18 protein-coding genes are annotated in these 18921 nt (G+C 49.6%); 14 read left to right on the forward strand and 4 right to left on the reverse strand.

What is annotated here, in order from left to right; translation table 11 throughout:
* Positions 1 to 26: 26 nt before the first annotated feature.
* Both ACFTRD_RS01520 and ACFTRD_RS01525 read right to left on the reverse strand, forming a co-directional pair.
* The gene (locus tag ACFTRD_RS01520; RefSeq protein WP_379377326.1) at positions 27 to 776 is read right to left on the reverse strand and encodes an ABC transporter permease; all 750 of its coding nucleotides are present in this window, start codon (positions 774 to 776) and stop codon (positions 27 to 29) included.
* A gap of 9 nt (positions 777 to 785) precedes the next feature.
* Positions 786 to 1526, reverse strand: coding sequence for an ABC transporter ATP-binding protein (locus ACFTRD_RS01525; protein WP_379377328.1), 741 nt, complete (start codon positions 1524 to 1526; stop codon positions 786 to 788).
* Positions 1527 to 1795: 269 nt separating this feature from the next.
* On the opposite strand from ACFTRD_RS01525, the gene ACFTRD_RS01530 reads away from it, so the two are divergent.
* Positions 1796 to 2797: a Gfo/Idh/MocA family protein gene (locus ACFTRD_RS01530; RefSeq protein ID WP_379381111.1), complete on the forward strand. Its 1002-nt coding sequence runs from the start codon at positions 1796 to 1798 to the stop codon at positions 2795 to 2797.
* A 21-nt stretch (positions 2798 to 2818) separates the two neighbouring features.
* Positions 2819 to 3439, forward strand: a complete 621-nt coding sequence (gene pcp / locus ACFTRD_RS01535) for a pyroglutamyl-peptidase I (RefSeq protein ID WP_379377330.1) — start codon at positions 2819 to 2821, stop codon at positions 3437 to 3439.
* 799 nt (positions 3440 to 4238) lie between these two features.
* Here pcp and ACFTRD_RS01540 read toward each other — a convergent pair.
* The gene (locus ACFTRD_RS01540) at positions 4239 to 5081 is read right to left on the reverse strand and encodes a 1,4-dihydroxy-6-naphtoate synthase (RefSeq protein WP_379377332.1); all 843 of its coding nucleotides are present in this window, start codon (positions 5079 to 5081) and stop codon (positions 4239 to 4241) included.
* Complete coding sequence (locus ACFTRD_RS01545; RefSeq protein WP_379377334.1) at positions 5078 to 5953, reverse strand: futalosine hydrolase; 876 nt, start codon at positions 5951 to 5953, stop codon at positions 5078 to 5080. The genes ACFTRD_RS01540 and ACFTRD_RS01545 overlap by 4 nt, the downstream gene beginning before the upstream one ends.
* A gap of 685 nt (positions 5954 to 6638) precedes the next feature.
* Between ACFTRD_RS01545 and ACFTRD_RS01550 the strand changes: the two genes are divergently transcribed.
* From ACFTRD_RS01550 to ACFTRD_RS01605, 12 genes are all read left to right on the forward strand, one after another.
* Complete coding sequence (locus tag ACFTRD_RS01550; RefSeq protein WP_379377336.1) at positions 6639 to 7028, forward strand: GntR family transcriptional regulator; 390 nt, start codon at positions 6639 to 6641, stop codon at positions 7026 to 7028.
* Positions 7021 to 7923 (forward strand): ABC transporter ATP-binding protein, encoded by a 903-nt coding sequence (locus tag ACFTRD_RS01555; protein ID WP_379377338.1) that lies wholly within the window; start codon positions 7021 to 7023, stop codon positions 7921 to 7923. The genes ACFTRD_RS01550 and ACFTRD_RS01555 overlap by 8 nt, the downstream gene beginning before the upstream one ends.
* Positions 7898 to 9925: a hypothetical protein gene (locus tag ACFTRD_RS01560; protein ID WP_379377340.1), complete on the forward strand. Its 2028-nt coding sequence runs from the start codon at positions 7898 to 7900 to the stop codon at positions 9923 to 9925. Before ACFTRD_RS01555 ends, ACFTRD_RS01560 begins: the two co-directional genes overlap by 26 nt.
* 243 nt (positions 9926 to 10168) lie before the next feature.
* A complete protein-coding gene (locus tag ACFTRD_RS01565) occupies positions 10169 to 11254 on the forward strand; it encodes a hypothetical protein (protein WP_379377342.1) in 1086 nt (361 codons plus the stop codon).
* Between the two features lie 110 nt (positions 11255 to 11364).
* A complete protein-coding gene (gene nikR / locus ACFTRD_RS01570; RefSeq protein ID WP_379377344.1) occupies positions 11365 to 11886 on the forward strand; it encodes a nickel-responsive transcriptional regulator NikR in 522 nt (173 codons plus the stop codon).
* Between the two features lie 305 nt (positions 11887 to 12191).
* Positions 12192 to 13838, forward strand: a complete 1647-nt coding sequence (locus ACFTRD_RS01575) for an ABC transporter substrate-binding protein (RefSeq protein ID WP_379377346.1) — start codon at positions 12192 to 12194, stop codon at positions 13836 to 13838.
* A 41-nt stretch (positions 13839 to 13879) separates the two neighbouring features.
* Positions 13880 to 14875, forward strand: coding sequence for an ABC transporter permease (locus ACFTRD_RS01580; protein ID WP_379377348.1), 996 nt, complete (start codon positions 13880 to 13882; stop codon positions 14873 to 14875).
* Positions 14872 to 15867 (forward strand): ABC transporter permease, encoded by a 996-nt coding sequence (locus ACFTRD_RS01585; protein WP_379377350.1) that lies wholly within the window; start codon positions 14872 to 14874, stop codon positions 15865 to 15867. Before ACFTRD_RS01580 ends, ACFTRD_RS01585 begins: the two co-directional genes overlap by 4 nt.
* Positions 15868 to 15869: 2 nt before the next feature.
* On the forward strand, positions 15870 to 16826 hold the full coding sequence (locus tag ACFTRD_RS01590) for an oligopeptide/dipeptide ABC transporter ATP-binding protein (protein WP_379377352.1): 957 nt from the start codon (positions 15870 to 15872) through the stop codon (positions 16824 to 16826).
* Entirely contained in the window at positions 16816 to 17418 is a 603-nt protein-coding gene (locus ACFTRD_RS01595) for an ABC transporter ATP-binding protein (protein ID WP_379377354.1), read from the forward strand. Before ACFTRD_RS01590 ends, ACFTRD_RS01595 begins: the two co-directional genes overlap by 11 nt.
* A gap of 251 nt (positions 17419 to 17669) precedes the next feature.
* Positions 17670 to 17987, forward strand: coding sequence for a transposase (locus ACFTRD_RS01600; RefSeq protein WP_379377355.1), 318 nt, complete (start codon positions 17670 to 17672; stop codon positions 17985 to 17987).
* 11 nt (positions 17988 to 17998) lie between these two features.
* Positions 17999 to 18862 carry an IS3 family transposase gene (locus ACFTRD_RS01605; protein WP_379377357.1) on the forward strand — a complete coding sequence of 288 codons (864 nt, stop codon included), beginning with the start codon at positions 17999 to 18001 and terminating at the stop codon, positions 18860 to 18862.
* Positions 18863 to 18921 lie beyond the last annotated feature (59 nt).

The raw sequence follows: 18921 nt of genomic DNA on the forward strand, positions 1-18921 counted from the left end.
CCTCCTTTCCTCGCGAAGTTGATATATCATAGCGAACGCAGCCGCATATCCGATGTGAACCACTGTCGGTATGTCATCAGGCTAAGCAGGATGCTGGTAATAGCGGCTGAACTGGTAAACGCGAACACGATTAAAATCTGGTAACGGACGGCCTCAACCGGATCGGCACCCGCAATAATCATGCCTGTCATCATGCCAGGAAGCTGTACAAGTCCTACCGTTTTCATGCCATCGATCGTGGGGATCATGCTGGATTTTACGGAACGTTTTAATACGTCCTGAAAAGCACGTCTTGGCGTTGCACCCAGTGCAAGCAGGGATTCAATCTCTCCTTTGGAGGACTCGACCTCGCGTTTCATCTGATTCAGGAACAGCCCGGACACCACCATGGCATTACCGATGGTCATCCCGCTCAATGGAATAATGTATTGGGGAGTAGGCTCTACAATCCCAAGTCCCAACAACAGCCCCATCATGAGCAGCTCCGTAACCGTAATGGCAGCCGCAATATACAAGGAAATCCAGCGAAGTCCTTTGCCGCGTTTGCCAGCATTAATGGAGGCTACTATAATCATGAATCCGACAATGGCAATGATGAGAGCAGGGTGATCCGAGTTAAAAATAAATTGAAGTACATATCCGACAAGCAACAGCTGTACAGCGGAACGAATGGTTCCTATGGCAATATCCTTTTCCAGATCAAGCTTCTGCCAGACAGAGATGAGCATGGTGAGCATCACAAATATAATGGTAAAACTCAGAGCAATGAGTGACATGATTTCTCCTTATTCTGCCGCAGGGGCAGGGTGCATAATGAATTGTCTGGCCAGGTCGGTGGACGGGTTGTCAAAAAAGTGGGCTGTCGGCTGGCGCTCCAGCAGTGTCTGATTGCCCATAAACCAGGTGGTTGTACTGAATGATTGTGCCTGTTCCTGATCATGGGTAACCCAGACGAGAGAAGTACCTTCCTGCTGGCTCCAGCGGGTCAATTGCTCTTCCACCAGGCGGGCGTTTGTCCGATCCAGGGAGGCGGTCACTTCATCCAGCAGCAGTACCTCAGGACGAAGCATCATGGAACGGATTAGGGCTATGCGCTGTTTCTCCCCACCGGAGAGGTCGATGGCCCGCTTTTGAATATCAAGATTTTCCAATCCCATCCCTGCAAGCAGGCGTCGGGCGAGATCCTGATCGTATGGCTGCCTGTGAAGCAGGTGCACCGTTTTCAGGTTATCTTCCACACTGCCTGCCAGCATGACAGCCTGCTGTGCGACATAAGTCATGCGCATGCGCCAAATACGGGGATCGGAATCCCGATAAGAAATTCCTTTCCAGATCAGGTCTCCTTCATCAGGAATATCCAGCAGGGCGAGAATGCGGAGCAATGTGCTTTTCCCTTGACCGGATGCACCGAGTATGGCAATACGCTCCCCCTGCTCCACTCCCGCGTTCACTTGTTCGAATAAAATACGCTGCTCGGTTAAACCAATACGTTTCACAAGTTTATCAATGGTTAAAAGTGTGGACAAAGTCGGGTCGTCCTTTCATCCGTGATCTGCAATCATCTTAGCAAAAATACGGAATAATTGAAATGAGAGTGAATCTCAATTGGATCATTGAACGTAGTTCATTGAAATTAGAGCATGAAATGTAGTTCGTTGGATATAAAGCTTTGCATGTGAAAGATGAAACCGGTCTGACGCAAGCGGTTCTTTTTGGTAAAATAAAGAAGACTCCGTGTTGGCCTAATCGAGATCGTGATCTTTTTAAATATTTTGATATCAGGGGAGGCTTTATGATGACGAAAATTGTTGGACGGGACAAAGTGAATTGGGGCATTATGGGTACGGGATGGATTGCATCCCAGTTCGCGCGGGATCTGGAGCATGCCGGGAACGCCGTAAAAGCGGCGGTGGGTTCACGAACTGCGGGTAGCGCAGAGAAGTTTGCAGCTGAATATGGTTTTGCACGCGCTTACGGTTCATATGATGAGATGCTGCAGGACCCTGAAGTGGATATTATTTATGTGGCAACACCGCATCCGTTACATAAGGAAAATGTGCTTGCCTGTCTGGAAGCAGGCAAAGCGGTACTCTGTGAGAAACCGTTTACGATGAATGCCCGTCAATTGGAGCAGCTGGTGGAGAAGGCGCGTGAGCGCAAGCTTTTTCTCATGGAAGGCATGTGGACACGCTTTCTGCCGCCGATTACCCAAGCGAGAGCATGGATTGCGGAAGGCAGAATCGGCGAGGTACGTCTGGTCAAAGCAGATTTTGGTTTCCGTGTAGGCTGGGAGCCGGAAGGCAGGTTGCTTAACCCGGAGCTGGGTGGGGGTGCTTTGCTGGATGCGGGTGTGTATCCGATCTCGTTTGCGTCCATGATTTTTGGCGAGCAGCCTCAGCATGTGTGGAGTACGGCGAATATTGGACAGACGGGTGTGGATGAACAGTTCTCCGTACTGTTGTCTTATTCGGAAGGTCGTTCTGCATCGCTGAATGGGGCGATTCGTCTTAACTTGAGTAACGAAGCGGTCATATATGGCACGGAAGGGTACATTCGTTTACCGTTTTTCCTGGCGGGCAAAGAAGCCTATCTGCACGTGAATGGCCAGGACGAACCGGAGAAATTTACCGATGACCGGACGTGTATTGGATATGCGTTTGAAGCGGAGGAAGCAGGGCGCTGCATTCTGGAAGGACGGACGGAGAGCAGAACGATTCAACTGGACGAATCCCTGGAGATTATGAAGCTGATGGACACGATTCGTGGGCAGTGGGGCCTGCGGTACAAATCCGAGTAAATAGACAGGAGTGGAAAAACGATGGTGAAAATTCTGATCTCCGGATTTGAACCTTTTGGCGGGGATGCAGTGAATCCGACGGGCGAGCTGATGGAGGCACTTGCGCATGAAGTGATGGAGGGAGCAGAGTTAAAAACAGTGCTGCTGCCTGTGCACTTCGATGAATGTGCAGATCTGCTCATCTCAGAGATGGAATCCTATCAACCGGATGTTGTCATCGCCTGTGGTTTGGCCAAAGGCAGGACAGCCATTACACCTGAACGGATTGCTGTTAATGTCAAAGATATTCCTCCTGGCTCCTATGCGGACAACCAGGGCCACCTTCCCGTAGACGAGCTCATAGTGGAAGGCAGCCCAGACGGTCTGTTCTCTACATTGCCGATTCGTGCGATGGTGAATAACATGGGGGCAGCAGGCATCCCGGCTGCGGTGTCCAATACGGCAGGCACGTATATTTGCAACAATACGATGTACCGTGTGCTGGATCATATCCGATTGAAACAGCTTCCGATTCGTGCCGGATTTGTACATTTTCCGGCTTCAACAGAGATGGCTGTGCTTCAGCCTTCCGTGCCCTCACTGCCCATTCCTATGATGCTGGATGCCCTGCGGGTTATGATTCGCACGGTAGTGGCGGAGTAATTGAGTTCGTCGCGTTGTAAGTTGAAGAAGAACGATGATTTTAAAATGGATGGAAGAACGGTGAGACCTGATATGTGGTGGGATCAACACATGCTGAGTGTTGGATCAAGAATGTGTAGAGGTTCGTTTTATTGTTGAAATAGCTTAAAAAGGGGTGTCCTATGGTCATGAACATGACTTTACAGGACATCCCTTTTTGTTATAGGTAGTGGCATTGAGTGGCTGTACAGCCACTTGGGGGCGTTGAACAAATAAAAAAACGATGAACCAACCAACCAATGAACAGCGAAGTAGCGAATCGACAAACTAACCAACCAGCTGACGACCGAACCAACGAAGAAGCGAACGGAGGCACAAACGATCTAACGAATCGGTCGAACAAATCAACCCACGGACCACTCGTTCTACAGACCAATCAACGAAAGAACGAACTGAGACACAGGCGTTCTAACGAACCGACGAATCAATCAACCCACAAACCAATCGGTCCAGCCATCACATCTAATGAACTAGAGTCACGCTAATGGGCGAAATTCCACAGATTCTGAAATCTAACGAATCACAGAAGCGCTATTTCGGCATTCTTTTTGTTTTTTCTGTTTTTTCGCCGAGTTTTACCAGAATAACGTGACTGAGATTCGTTAATATTGCCATTCCGCTCGATCCTGCTTAATAAGGTGTTACCGATTCTTTAGCGCATTAGTCACGAAGATTATCAGCATGGAGACGGTGCCCAACAAAAGCATAGGAACGAGATTTGGCACAGCTTCATTGCCATTTTCTGCCGGGTGAGCCAGAGTTAGATCCGCAATAAATCGAGATCAAACTCGGGAACAAGTCCTTCTTTCATCGCTCTTCCAAGCAACGCCGTAATTGCACCGTAACCGTCATCGCCCAGGTTGGCGCTGAACTCGTTAACATACAAGCCAATATGCTGTGCAGTGACATCAGGGTCCATCTCTTGTGCATGTTCCATGACGTATGCTTTGGACTCATTCGGATGCGCCCAAGCATATTCTACCGAGGCACGTGCCCAACCCGCAAGAGCATGCGCATCCAGGTTGCGACGCGCGATGATCGCGCCCAGCGGGATTGGCAGGCCAGTGTCGCTTTCCCACCAGTTACCGAGATCTGTCATCAGCTTGAGATCATAGTTTTGGTACGTGAAGCGTGCTTCATGGATAACCAAGCCGGCATCGATCTTGCCATCCCGGACAGCAGGCATAATCTGATCGAATGGCATAACGACAATCTCGCCTACGCCGCCGGGTACATTTTGTGCTGCCCAGAGACGGAATAACAGGTAGGCAGTCGAACGTTCGCTTGGAACAGCAACACGGCGTCCTGAGAGGTAGGCCGGATCGGTTGTGCCGTTAGCGGTCAGAACCAGTGGGCCGCATCCTCTGCCAAGTGCGCCGCCCGCAGGCAAGAGCGCATAATCATTCAGCACATAAGGCAGTGCTGCATAGGATATTTTCATAACTTCAGGTGTATCTGGTCCATCCGGATTAGCCGCAAGGCCGTTGGTTATATCGATGTCCGCATACCGGACATCCAGCTCCGGTGCACCTGGAATCAGTCCATGCACCCAAGCGTGAAAGATAAATGTATCGTTGGGACAAGGGGAAAATGCAATTTTCATGATGTAAGTACCTCCCGTAAAATGGAACTTGCAGCCTGGAGCGCACCCAGGGCGTCCTTGATGCGCCAGGCGTCGCGGTCGCGTGGACCGACCGCGTTGGATATAGCCCGCAGTTCAAGTGCTGGCACGCCGAACTGCTGGGCTGCGGTTGCTACGCCGAAGCCTTCCATGCCTTCGGCGGCGGCATCCGGCACGCGGCGCAGCAGCTCCGCGGCCGTCTCGGCAGTTCCGGTCGCCGTGGATACGGTGACCGCCGTGCCTCCGCTGACAGCGAGCCCTGCCCGCTGCAGCTCATGGCGCAGGCGCGTGGCAAGCTCCGCGTCCGCCGCCACACTGGACGAGCCGAAGCCGAGCTCGTCCACGCTGAGGAAGCCGTCTGGCGTCTGCGAGCCCAGATCGGCGGCAACCATGGCGTCGGCCACCACAAGGGAGCCGACGTCCGCCCGGCCGGGGAACCCGCCGCCGATGCCGGCACTGACCACCAGCGTATACGCTGGGGTCAGTCCGGTCCCGGCCAGGGGCCCCGGCCTTGAGGATGCGGCAGATGCCTGTGCCGCATCGGGTTCGGTTGGCGCGGCGGAGCCCTGCGCCAGCGCATTTGCGCCAGCCGCTGCTGAGGCAAAGGCCAGCGCGGCAGCGGTTCCCGCTGCGGCCGAGGCGGGGCCAACGCCCGCAGCAATCACATCAAAACGTTCCGCAGCCTGATTACCCAGGCCGCGCAGTACAGCCTCTTTTTCCGCATCAACGGCGGTTACAATTAATACACGCTGTATCGAAGCTGCTAATGCCGGGGTTATTTCTGAGCTTTTTACCCTGTTTGTGGTTTCTGAACGATTACCCTCTATAGAATCATTCTGTCTCTGTTCATTCATCCCGAACTCTCCCTTGTAAAGTGTTAGATTCAAAACGGTATAAATGCATCCCGAATGGGATGTGCAAGATAATCAAGAATAATGATGTCTATCTGAACGGGACGTTTCACCGGATTTTGTCCTTCAAATAGGCGGAATCCAAGAATAATCGAACATTTTGTGCTTGAGTGCTAGAGCCTGTCCTGTCCACCTTTTGAAAGGTAACTATTACAATATGTACCGTACATGCGGACAGAGAGAGACAGTTCTATACAACGAGCGAAGCGAGCAAGTGAACAATTACAACTTTCTTCTCCATCATAACGGAAGGGGAAAGATCAGAACAAGCTTTGAACGTATATAGCCCGAAAAGCGTGTTAACCAACTATAACAACCAGCCCGATCCGATCCGAACCAAACAGTTCAATCCAAACAGTTCAATCCAAACTAATCCGCCAATCCGAACTAAGAAATTGCATCCTTTTTATTTTCAGGTAATCTATTTCTTTATTTTATATGTCATTTTAATCATATATAAACCTAACGCGAATCATAAGAGAAGTCAAAGTAAAGGATTGACAATCTGTATTAACTGTATTAATAATAGTAGTACAGTTAATACACCTTAGTGTTGGATACATACACTTCACATACAGTCATCGTTCTTCAATAGGGTATTACTACATTTTCAGAGAGGAGGTGCGGGATGTTCGAATTGGATGTACGCAGCCGTAAGGCGATCTATGAGCAGCTGGTGGACAAAATCAAAGAAATGATCGTGTACGGTGTTCTCCAACCCGATGAGCAGCTGCCTTCCGTTCGCACGCTGTCCGGGCAGCTTACCGTTAATCCGAATACGATTCAGAAAGCGTACCGGGAACTTGAACGTGAAGGTTATATCTATTCATTGCAGGGAAAGGGGAGCTTCGTATCATCGTCCGTGGAACATCCGAATGCAGCCATGAGAGATGAAATTAGAGCCGCTCTGGTGAAGCTGATTGCGGAAGCTTCATATTCCGGTTTAACTAAAGCCGATATGACGCTTTTATTTGAGGAAGCGATGGCCCGTATAGAGAAGGGGGAGCCTCATGATTGAGCTGAATCAGGTCATTAAGGCCTTTGAACAGGAAAAAGCCGTTGATGGCGTAACGATGCAAGTACATAAAGGATCGATCTACGGTTTGCTCGGTTCAAACGGGGCAGGCAAAACGTCGCTGCTCAAAATACTGGCAGGCATCTATCGTCAGGATAGCGGGACAGTTCGCATGGATGGCCAAGAAATATATGAAAATATGGACCTTAAGGGACGCACGATTTTTATGGCAGATGCGCCATACTTTTTCCCGCAATCGTCCATCGCTCAGATGGCCGCCTTCTATCGTTCGGTATACCCACGCTGGAATGAGGAACGCTTCGTACAACTCGGTAGTGTATTTAAACTGGATGTCAAACGAAAACTGCATCGCATGTCCAAAGGCATGCGCCGTCAGGCAGCCGTGTGGCTCGGGCTCAGCTGTATGCCTGAAGTACTGCTCATGGATGAGCCGATTGATGGACTTGATCCGGTCATGCGGCAGCAGATCAAGAATCTGCTGTTCCAGGAAGCAGCGGAGCGTCAGGTGACGATTCTGATCTCATCCCACAATTTGCGTGAGATTGAAGACCTGTGCGACCATGTTGCCATCATGCACAAAGGGCGGATTATTGTAGAGAAAGACTTGGATGATCTGAAGGCTGATACACATAAAATTCAGGTCGCTTTCCGTCATCCTGATCATGCCAAGGCAATGGATGAACAGGTGAATATTTTGCATGAAGAGAAGCGGGGCAGTGTCTCCCTGTTTATTGTGAAAGGTAATCGCGAGGCTGTAACGGAACGATTCCGTGCATTTGATCCCTATCTGCTGGATGTGCTGCCGCTGACGCTGGAAGAAATATTTATCTATGAAATGGAGGATGCAGGATATGATATTCAACCGATTGTTCTGTAACCGGGGCATCCTGATCCAAAATTTCAGGCAGCATGGATGGATCGGCATCCTGTACCTGATCACGTTGTTGTTTTCACTACCACTTTATATCGCAACCGAGTATCGGGAAGTGCCACAGAAGATTACGAGTTTGTTCCAGGCGAATGGGGAAGTACAAATCCTGTTTGCCATTACCTTGCCGGTAGCTGCGGGAATATTTTTATTCCGTTATATTCAATCCGGTGCGCCTTCGGATCTGTTCCACGGTTTGCCGCTGCGCCGCAAGCATCTGTTAACCGTGAATTTGTTGACAGGATTTATGATGATCCTGCTTCCGATCTGGATCACGACTGCCATTACAGGCTGGGTATGGGCGGTTTTGGATCAGCCCGCGTTTACATTCGGAGGTAGTTCAATCTGGATGTGGGGACTCAGTATGAGCATCTACTCGTTGTTTATGTTCATGCTGACCGTGGTGGTAGGCATGTGCATCGGACAGTCCGTATTGCAGGGACTCACCGTGTACGCGCTCCTTTTGTTACCTGTTGTCGTATGGTTCATTTTATCTCTGCATCTTCAGCATTACCTGCTGGGATATCCGTACGATGATGTTGGGCGAAATGCAGTAAAAATATCTCTAGTCCTTCGCATGGATTCGATTGGTGGAGCTCCTGTGATCCGTTGGGAACTCATTATCTATTCATTATTAACGCTGTTGTTCATCCCGCTGACTTACGTATTCTACGCGAAGAGACAGGTGGAATCCGCTACCCAAGCGGTGACGTTTACGCTTGTTAAACCCATATTCCGATTTGGTTTAATGTTTACGCTGGTTTTAATTGGCGGAGCCTACTTCACCATTATTGCTCCAAGAGGATCATCGGGGTGGGGGATCTTCGGATATATCCTCGGTGGAATTGTTGGTTATATTGTTGCCGAGATGATTATCCGCAAGACGTGGCTGATCTGGAGCAGCAAACTGTTGCCCAAGCTCGCTCTATATGGCATCGTGGCTGGATTGATTCTGTACGTACCTGTTGCCGATTGGAATGGATATGCTGAACGGGTGCCTGAACTGAACAAGGTCAACAGTATCAAGCTTGGCGGAGATCGTTACACTTATAGCAATGGTATCAATCAGAAGGTGGATGATGGACCATTTTATTCGGATGATCCGGAATATATGGAAGCCGTTATCAATCTTCATCAGAAGATCGTGGATTCCGATCTGCCTTTGCTGGGTGATCCTATCAATCCAGGTCTGGTAAATGATGAGTATGTTTTTATGAACTACAAGTTGGATAATGGCAAGGTGATGAAACGCAAATATTACATTCCCGAACCTGAATTTCGTCAGGAATTGATGGCGCTGAAGCAGTCTCAGGCTTACAAAAAATTTGCATTTGATACGTATAAGCTGGATGAGGACGCGCTAAGTATTGGCATTCGCTCAACGATTAGTTCATACCGAAAAGTATATATTAGCAATCCGAATCAAGTTCGTGAATTCAAGGAATTGCTGAAACAGGACATTATGGACCAGACCTACGAGGAACAACGTTCTCCGTGGCAGTCTTTTGCATACGCGGAAATGAATCAGGATTCCTCATCGAATGACCCTTTACAACCCAAGGAGATGTGGAATTTTGAGATCAAACCAAGCTATGACCGGGTACTGCACTGGCTCAAAGAGAACAAATTATACGAGCAACTGGAATTTTCAGTAGATGAGGTGGCTTCCGCACAATTTGTAAAGCAGGAGATCAACAGTCCCGGAAATCCTCAGATGGTGTACCCTCAGTCAGATTATATCGACGGGAATCTAAGCGGCAACAAACAGATCGCTACCAAAAATAAAAAAATTATCAGCGAATTGCTTCAACGTCAACGGTCCGGTTATCAAACAGAGAGAGATACCATCTATCAGATCAAATTGAATGTCACCCGTGGGGAGAACATCTATATGATACTGAAAGAAGAGGACCTGACGGAAGAGATGAAAGCCATCCTGGTCGGACAGTAAGGTTATCTTTATACGGGAAGGGTTCTCCCGTTGAAACAACTTGATTTCTCTAACTGACTTGACCAGATACTACGTATGGAATATATTAGAAAAAGGTAGTGGTTCGATTCGAAATGATGACCATTTTCGGCGAATCCCATATGGAACGGCTTATGAGGGAAGCACCCGTAAGAGCAGGCAATACGCCTGACTTGCGGGTGCTTTTTTGTTTTTTCTACTTTCCATATCAGGGAGCGCAATCGAATGACCGCTCAGGTACATCCAGCAGGTTATATCTATCAATTCAATCGAAGGGAGCAGAAGAGAATGCAAACCGGAATAGTAGAGGACAGGAGCAATCATCAGGCGAGTCTTTGTTCATGTCTAGGACAAGCCAGACAAAGCCGCTCAAATGAGGAGAATGAAGAGGAGCAACAGATTATGGACCAATTCCAAAAGAGAAGCGTTAGAGAACATACTCTCATAGGGACACGACCTGGATCTCGCCCTAACCTTCGCGCTAACATATGGACCCGTATGAGCCTGGGACTCATCATCATGTTCAGTATGAGTGTGATTTATTATTCTTCCCCTGCTGAAGGTGCGGGCCCTGAGCTTGGTGTAACCGCGCAGAAAGCATGGGAGAGCGTGCTGAGCAAGGCCGATTCACAGACAAAGTTGTCCCTGCAACGAGCGTATGAGAACGTGGGGAACTGGACGACCCAAGAGCAGTCTTGGGAACAAAAAACAAAGACACTACATGCCGCGAATACGTCGGAATTGGCAAGGTTGCGTGTGGAAATCAGGCAAACTGATGACGCGAAGATCGCAGGTCTAGCTGAAAAGGTAAAACAAACCGAGGCCCGGTATGAGCCTTTGTTTGCCTTGTACAGTTCAGTAAATAAGCAGCTGGACGCCGCCAAAGCGATCAAAAACAAGGAATGGAGTGCTGCTATTCGTACCCAAGCGGATACGTTGAAACCTGTTGTTCAGCTTGCCCGAGAAGACATACGTTTCAAGAAAAAGGAGCTTGCCGAAGCACGCAAACGAAAGAGCACAGAAGTGAAACGGTTGCGCACTGTACTGGCTGGAGCTGATCCAGTGAAGAAGCAGATTCAAACGGGCAAAAAACAGGCGAGCCTGTCAAGAGAGCGATATTCAAATGCGTTACAACAGTTCAAACAGAATACAAAGCAAGGTCAGCCATCACGTGTATTAAGCTCGTTGAACGCACTGGCTGCTGCGGCAGAGAAATGGGCTGGCTCCAAACAGCATATTTATACACTGGAACAGAAGGTAAGCGCCACCTATGCCAACGTCAGACAGGAACTGGCCAAGAGATCCAAATAAAATAGAGAGATACTTTATTCTTGCTGCCACAACAGAGAAACAACTGTACAGTCGATGAGAAGACAGGACTGTGGTACACTCGAAGCAAACGAGGCGGCAGGAGGATATGAATGGTAGACAAAGATGATTTGACCCGGTTCGGCGTGGCATTTCCCACACCTCTGATCGAACAGTTTGACCAGTATATTGAAGAGCAGGGATACAAAAATCGATCGGAAGCTTTCCGTGATTTGGTCCGTAAAACATTGCTGGAGCCTTCTGCATTGCATTCCGAGCAGGATGTAGCTGGAACCATTGTGATGGTGTATGACCATCATATTAGTGATCTCCCTATTCGGTTAATGGAGCTGCAGCACGAGGCACACCATGATATCATCTCCAATATGCATGTGCATCTGAACCATGATCAGTGTCTGGAGGTGATTGCGGTGCGGGGCAACTTAGGACGATTGCGTCATCTGCATCAGCAGATCCAGGTTCAAAAAGGAGTACTGTATGCAGAGCTGTCCGTCACGTATGTGGATGAGCTTAATAAAATGGCAAGCCATCATAACCATAGTCACAATCATGATCAAAATCGCCATAGTCATCACCATCACCATCACCATCATCCTAATTCTTCAACGGATTAACTTGAAAATTTCTTCCGACCCATTGGTTTTAGCTGACTTTGCCCATAGCTCATATGTAGAACAACAGATTAAACGGTACAATGCCGATAATCTGTTGTTTTTTTTGTTTGTTATAATACCTCACTTCAAATAGCGTTCCGTCTACCGATCCTCCTGTGAATATCATTTTAATTCCCTGTAAGTGAAAATAAATGGATTTCGAAGTTAAGTTTATTGACACATAAAATCTTTTTTGTGCTACAATTTTCAAAAAAAGTGACACGAAAATGAATTGTACAGCAGAACGCAGAGGGGGAACAGTGAAGATGGGCAGATTTTCATGGGGAAAACGATCGGTTCGAGCGGGGTTAGGCATTTTGCTTAGTTGTACAGTTGGGTTATCGGGATGTACGCAGGGGGCATCCTCATCGATAACAGAGAGCGTTCAGCAGGCGGCTTCTCTTCCCAAAGACGAACTGGTGCTGGCCGTTGGCACGGAACCCGAAGGTGGATTTGATCCAACTACAGGTTGGGGACAGTACGGTTCGCCACTCTTTCAGAGTACCTTGTTGAAACGGGATGCCAAGCTTCAACTGGTCAATGATCTGGCGACAGACCACTCCGTCAGTAGAGATGGGCTGACTTGGACCGTCAAACTCCGGGATGATGTCAAGTTCTCCGATGGCGAGCCACTGACGGCCGAAGATGTCAGATTTACGTTTGAGACGGCTGCGAAGAGTGGATCGGTCATCGATTTGACCAATATGGCTGAAGTGAAGGCCCCGGATGCAACAACTGTCGTCTTTACATTAAAGTCACCACAGTCCACGTTTATCAGTCTTCTGACTACGCTGGGCATTGTGCCTGAGCACGCCTATGGTTCCGATTATGCGGAGCATCCGGTCGGGTCCGGTCCATACAAGCTGGTACAGTGGGATAAGGGGCAGCAGGCGATCGTTGAGGCTAACGAGCAATATTATGGGAAAAAGTCCGCATTCCGCAAATTGACGTTCCTCTATCTGGATGAAGATGCGGCCTTTGCAGCAGCACAGGCGGGTACTGTTGATATTGCGGCTATCCCGGCGGCATTCAGTAAGCAGCAGGTAAGCGGTATGAAGCTGGAATCGGTAAAAACCGTCGATAACCGGGGCATCATGTTCCCGATGCAACCTGCAGGCGCCCAGTCTGGTGACGGGCTACCAGCAGGCAACGATGTTACATCCGACATCTCCATTCGCAAGGCAGTAAATGTTGCAATTGATCGTAATGCTCTGGTGGAAGGTGTACTGGAGGGGCATGGGCGTCCGGCCTACTCGGTCAGTGATGATTTGCCTTGGGGTAATCCGGTTTCTGTATTTGCAGATGCGAATCCGGATGAAGCGAAGCAGATTCTGGCGGCTGGCGGCTGGATAGATTCAGATGGCGACGGTTTTGTTGAGAAAAACGGCGTAAAGGCTGAATTCAATCTGCTTTATTTTGCTGGGGATTTAACAAGACAATCTCTGGCACTGGCTGCTGCGGATATGGTAGCCCAGGCAGGGATCAAGATCAATGTGGAGGGCAAGAGTCGCGAAGAGACGAAAAAGCTGGCCTATACCAATGCCGTATTATTTGGCTGGGGAAGTCATGATCCGCTTGAGACTTACAACCTCTACAGTAGTACCCATAAAGGGGAAGGGTATTACAATACAGGGTTGTACAACAACCCAACCGTAGACTCTTGGATGCAACAGGCCCTCCAAGCGACAACGGAAGAAGAGGCACTACCCTTTTGGCAGAAAGCCGAGTGGGATGGATCAACAGGATTCAGTTATCAGGGTGATGCGCCATGGGCATGGCTGGTGAATATTGATCATCTGTATCTGGTGAAAAATGGTCTGAATATCGGTGAGCAGCAAATCCATCCACATGGTCACGGGTGGCCAGTGACATCCAATCTGGAGGAATGGTCCTGGAATGACGATTCGAAATAAAAGCTCTGCAGTAGCTTTAGCCTGAATTGGGGAGAGATTGGATGACAGACGGAGTGAGATGGGCCAGATTTATCGGATTTAAAATGTTGCGGCTTGTATCTTTACTGGTGGGAGTCAGCGTGGTGTCTTTTATACTGATGCAGTTCTCTCCTGTGGACCCGGTCGAGGCCTACATTGGTGGAGACATGATCAGGGTGAGCGCAGAGCAGCGCACGCTTATTGAGGAACGTTGGGGACTCAATGATTCACCCGTAGAGCGACTGCTTACGTGGGGACAGGCGCTGATTCAGGGTGATCTGGGAACCTCGATGATCTACAGGCAGCCGGTTGCAGATATCATCCAGGAACGATTCATGAATTCTGTTGCTCTTATGGCGGTGGCATGGCTGTTATCCGGTCTGATCGGATTCGGTCTGGGGGTCGTTGCTGCCATGAGGCGGGATTCGCGGCTGGATCGTCTGATCTGTTGGTACTGTTACACCCTGGCTTCCACACCGGTATTCTGGATGGCCTTGTTACTGCTCATGGTATTCGGTGTGTGGCTTGGGTGGCTCCCGGTTGGACTTGGTGTGCCTGCGGGCATGACGGCAGATCAAGTGACATGGGGGGATCGGGCGAAGCACATGATATTGCCTGCGTTGACTTTGAGTTTGACGGGCGTGGCCGCGATCGCCCTGCATACCCGGCAGAAGCTGGTGGATGTGCTGGACTCGGACTATATTCTTTTTGCAAGGGCACGAGGTGAACGAGGTGTTCAATTGTTTCGTCGCCATGGATTCAGACATGTCGTACTGCCAGCATTGACGCTGCAATTTGCTTCATTTAGTGAATTGTTTGGTGGGGCCGTGCTCGCGGAGCAGGTGTTTTCCTATCCCGGACTGGGGCAGGCAACGGTTCAGGCCGGATTGCGCGGTGATGTGCCGCTGCTGTTGGGGCTTGTGCTGTGTAGTGCCGTATTTGTGTTTACAGGCAATATGATTGCCGACATTCTTTATCGTATTATTGATCCGCGCATCAAGGAGGAGGCGATAGGATGAAACAGACATTGGAGCGTCCCTCCCGGCCTGCGGGTCAGACTGCACAGCAGCCAAAAGCAAATTCTGTAAATGGTGAGGAGAGCAACAAGAGGGATTGGGGATCAATACGTCCACGTCCACATGCTCGTGGAGCAAAAGGGTATACCGATCCCGGCGTCAGTAATCTTCGTTTCCGTAATCCGCGCAAATGGGCACTTATCTGGGGAACTTTAGGCGTAATCTGGATTGCTGTCGTATGGCTGACGGGCAGACTGCTTCCTGCTGAATCGACGCTGACATCCTTGATAGATCGGAATCTGGCTCCAACCTGGGCGCATCCTTTCGGTACGGATTGGCTGGGGAGAGATATGTTCATGCGCACATGGAGAGGATTGGCAACGAGCATTCAGGTAGGTTTGCTGGCGGCTTGTGGTGGTGGACTCATTGCGCTGGTGCTGGGTCTGACTGCTGCTTCAGGGAAAGCTGCGGATCGGGTGATCTCATGGGTTATTGACCTCTTCCTGAGCGTTCCCCACCTGGTATCGCTGGTGATGCTCGCCTTTGTATTCGGTGGAGGTTTGCCTGGGGTGGCGTTAGCCATTGCCCTGACCCATTGGCCGAATCTGGCCCGAATTGTACGGGCAGAGATGATTCAGCTGAAATCATCGGAGTATATTCACATCTCACGGAGATTGGGTCATTCGCGAATGCGTATTGCGGTTCAGCACATGCTGCCTCATCTGATCCCACAGCTGTTCGTGGGAGTGCTGCTGATCTTCCCTCATGCGATTCTGCATGAGGCAGCGATTACGTTTCTGGGGCTGGGGCTGTCGCCGCAGCAGCCAGCGATCGGAATTATTTTATCAGAGTCCATGAGATATTTGTCCGCAGGTATGTGGTGGTTGGCCTTTTTCCCGGGACTCGCATTGCTGTTGGTCGTTCGTGCGTTCGATGTGCTGGGGAGTAGTTTGAAGACATTAACGGGAACCGGCAGTTCAAGGGAGGGGGTGTAGACATGGCTCTTCTTGAAGTAGAGGGAGTATCGGTTTCGTTTCGGCGTGCGCGGGGATGGTTTGGGCACGAGGAGAACCTTGTTATTCAGGATCTGAATCTGTCTGTTCATGAAGGTGAGATTGTAGCGGTCGTAGGGGCGAGCGGATCGGGGAAAAGTGTACTGGCACAGGCGATCATGGGCATTCTTCCTGCCAATGCCAGGCTGGAAGGCCGGATTAGCTATGCGGGCGAACCCTTGACTCTGGAGCGGCAGCTTCATTTGCGAGGCGATGAACTGGTGTACATTCCGCAATCGGTCAGTTATCTGGACCCGCTGTTGAAGGTAGGCAGACAGGTTCAGTGCGTAAATCAAAAGTCTGGACGGCATCCCCGATCGACGCCCCGATCCGTGATGCAAAAGGCAGAGCAGGAGTTGTCAGGACGTTATCACTTGCCTCAGGGCACATCGGACAAATATCCGTTTGAGCTATCAGGCGGCATGGCTCGGCGGGTGTTGATGGCAACGGCCACCTCCGGTGATCCGAAACTCATTATTGCAGATGAGCCAACACCTGGCATCCATCCTGAAGTGCTGGCTGAAACGATGAGGCATTTTCGTCAACTGGCCAATGAAGGCGTCGGTATCCTTTGGATTACTCATGATATTACGACTGCCTTGACGGCAGCGGATCGCATATCCGTATTTTACGCAGGTTCCAATGTAGAGACGGCACAGGTTGGTGATTTTACGGAAACGGGCGAACGTTTGCGGCATCCATATACAAAAGCGCTTTGGAACACGTTGCCGCAGAACGAATTCCAACCTCTATCTGGTACCCAGCCTGTAGCGGGTCAACGGTTGTCAGAGGGATGCTCATTTGCACCACGCTGCATCGGAGCGACTACGGCATGTACCAGTGGCCGTCCTGAACTGCGCAAGGTTCGCTATGGTGAAGTGAGGTGCATTCATGCCACTTGAAGCCAGAAAGACAGGTTATCGTTATGGTAAAGAAGCTTGGGTATTTCAGAATGTAAACATGGAATTACATCCGGGGGAAGCCGTTGGCTTGTGGGGTCCTAGCGGTTGTGGCAAAACAAGTCTGGGGCGTATCCTTGCCGGGTATGCGAAACCAATGACAGGTCAAGTGCTGCTGGATGGCAATCCGCTTCCCCAAACCGGAACCTGTCCGGTTCAGCTTGTATTCCAGCATCCGGAGAAAGCCGTGAATCCACGCTGGCGGATGCGCCGTGTACTGAAGGAAGCGGCAATCGAGGATCAGGAGCTGCTTGACGCCTTGGGCATTCAGGAGAATTGGCTGGATCGCAGGCCCGGTGAGTTGTCGGGCGGTGAATTGCAACGATTCTGCGTTGCACGTGCACTCGGCACAGCAACTCGTTACCTGATCGCCGATGAGATGACTACCATGCTGGATGCCATTACCCAGGCACAGATCTGGCATACCGTAATGAACATCGCCCGTCAGCGCAACCTGGGGTTGTTGGTCATCAGCCATGATCGGGAATTGCTGGACAGGTTATGCGATCGGATTGTGCAGATGCCAACTTCATAGCTTACGGGGGGATAAACAGTTTTCGAATATAAAAGGGGTGTCCGGGCAGTCAATCATGAACTTAATCATGGAATGACTACAGGGACAGCCCCTTTTGGAATTTTAACGAACTCAATGCTTTAACGAACCGAGCGCGTGTTATTAGACGAAATTCTACAGTTTCGGTGTTGGAACGAATCATATGGAGCTAGAATAAAAAGTGGACACCCGTTAACGGACGGAAGGATAATAAAGCTAACGGAGGTGTCCACATGGGAGAACAGCGGCAACGATATAACGAAGAATTCAAGAAACAAACGGTCAAATTTATTCAAGAGCAGACGAAGACACTTGGAGATTTGGCAGAAGAACTCAACATTCCAAAAAGTACCTTGCACCAATGGATGAGTAAGTACCGCGAGCTAAAACATGAGCCTGTTGCTAGCATAGATCGAGTGAAGGAACTGGAAGCAGAGCTTCAAGAGATGCGCCGGTTGCTTCAAGAGAAAGAGCACACGCTTGCGGATACACAAGAAGAACTAGCGATTGTAAAAAAAGCAGTGCACATCTTCAGCAAACCAAAGAGCTAAGATTTCAGTTTGTGGAAGACCATCGCTCCGAGTTTCCTTTGGAGAAGATGTGCAAAACCTTTCAAGTATCACGGAGCGGATATTACAAATGGCGAATGGAACGAGCCAGCAAGCGACAGAACCGCAAAGACGAGGTTATGAAGCGTATTCGGTATCATTTTTACGACCACCAGATGCGGTGTGGAAGCCCGAAAATTACGTATCTGCTCCATTTAGAAGGGCTGCGAATCTCTTCACGTACCGTCAGTATATACATGCGTCAAATGAATCTACGTTCTGTGGTCATGCCCAAATATCGTGTTCAGACTACGGATTCCAAACACGACCATCCCGTTGCGCCGAATACGCTGAATCAGCAATTCAAAACATCCAAACCGAATACGGTATGGGTTACCGACATCACCTACATTCCTTGCCGAGGAGGTCGTCTGTACCTCGCCAGCGTTCTGGATTTGTGCACACGTGAAATTGTAGGCTGGCGTCTATATAACCATATGGAAACCAGCTTGGTGATGGGTGCATTGGAGGAAGCTTACAAGACCAAACGCCCCGCTCCGGGATTACTCCATCACTCGGATCGCGGCTCTCAGTACACGTCAAAAGAATACGTGGAGCAACTGAAATCATACGGAATGGAATCAAGTATGAGCCGCCGAGGAAACTGTTATGATAACGCCTGTATTGAGTCATGGCACAGTATTTTAAAGAAGGAACTCATTTACTGTAACCCTCGTTTTAAGACGCCGGAAGAGGCCTATACCGCCATCTACCAGTACATTGAGTTCTATTACAACCGCAAGCGAATGCATGGCGCGCTAGGGTACCTTTCCCCTGCTCGATTTGCGATGAATTTTACGGACAAATCCGCAGCGTAGTGTCTACTTTTTTGACATAGGTCCAATAGACACCTTATATGCCCTTACTGCCTGAATTT

The organism is Paenibacillus sp. NPDC056933, from assembly GCF_042674385.1.
GTDB lineage: Bacteria > Bacillota > Bacilli > Paenibacillales > Paenibacillaceae > Paenibacillus.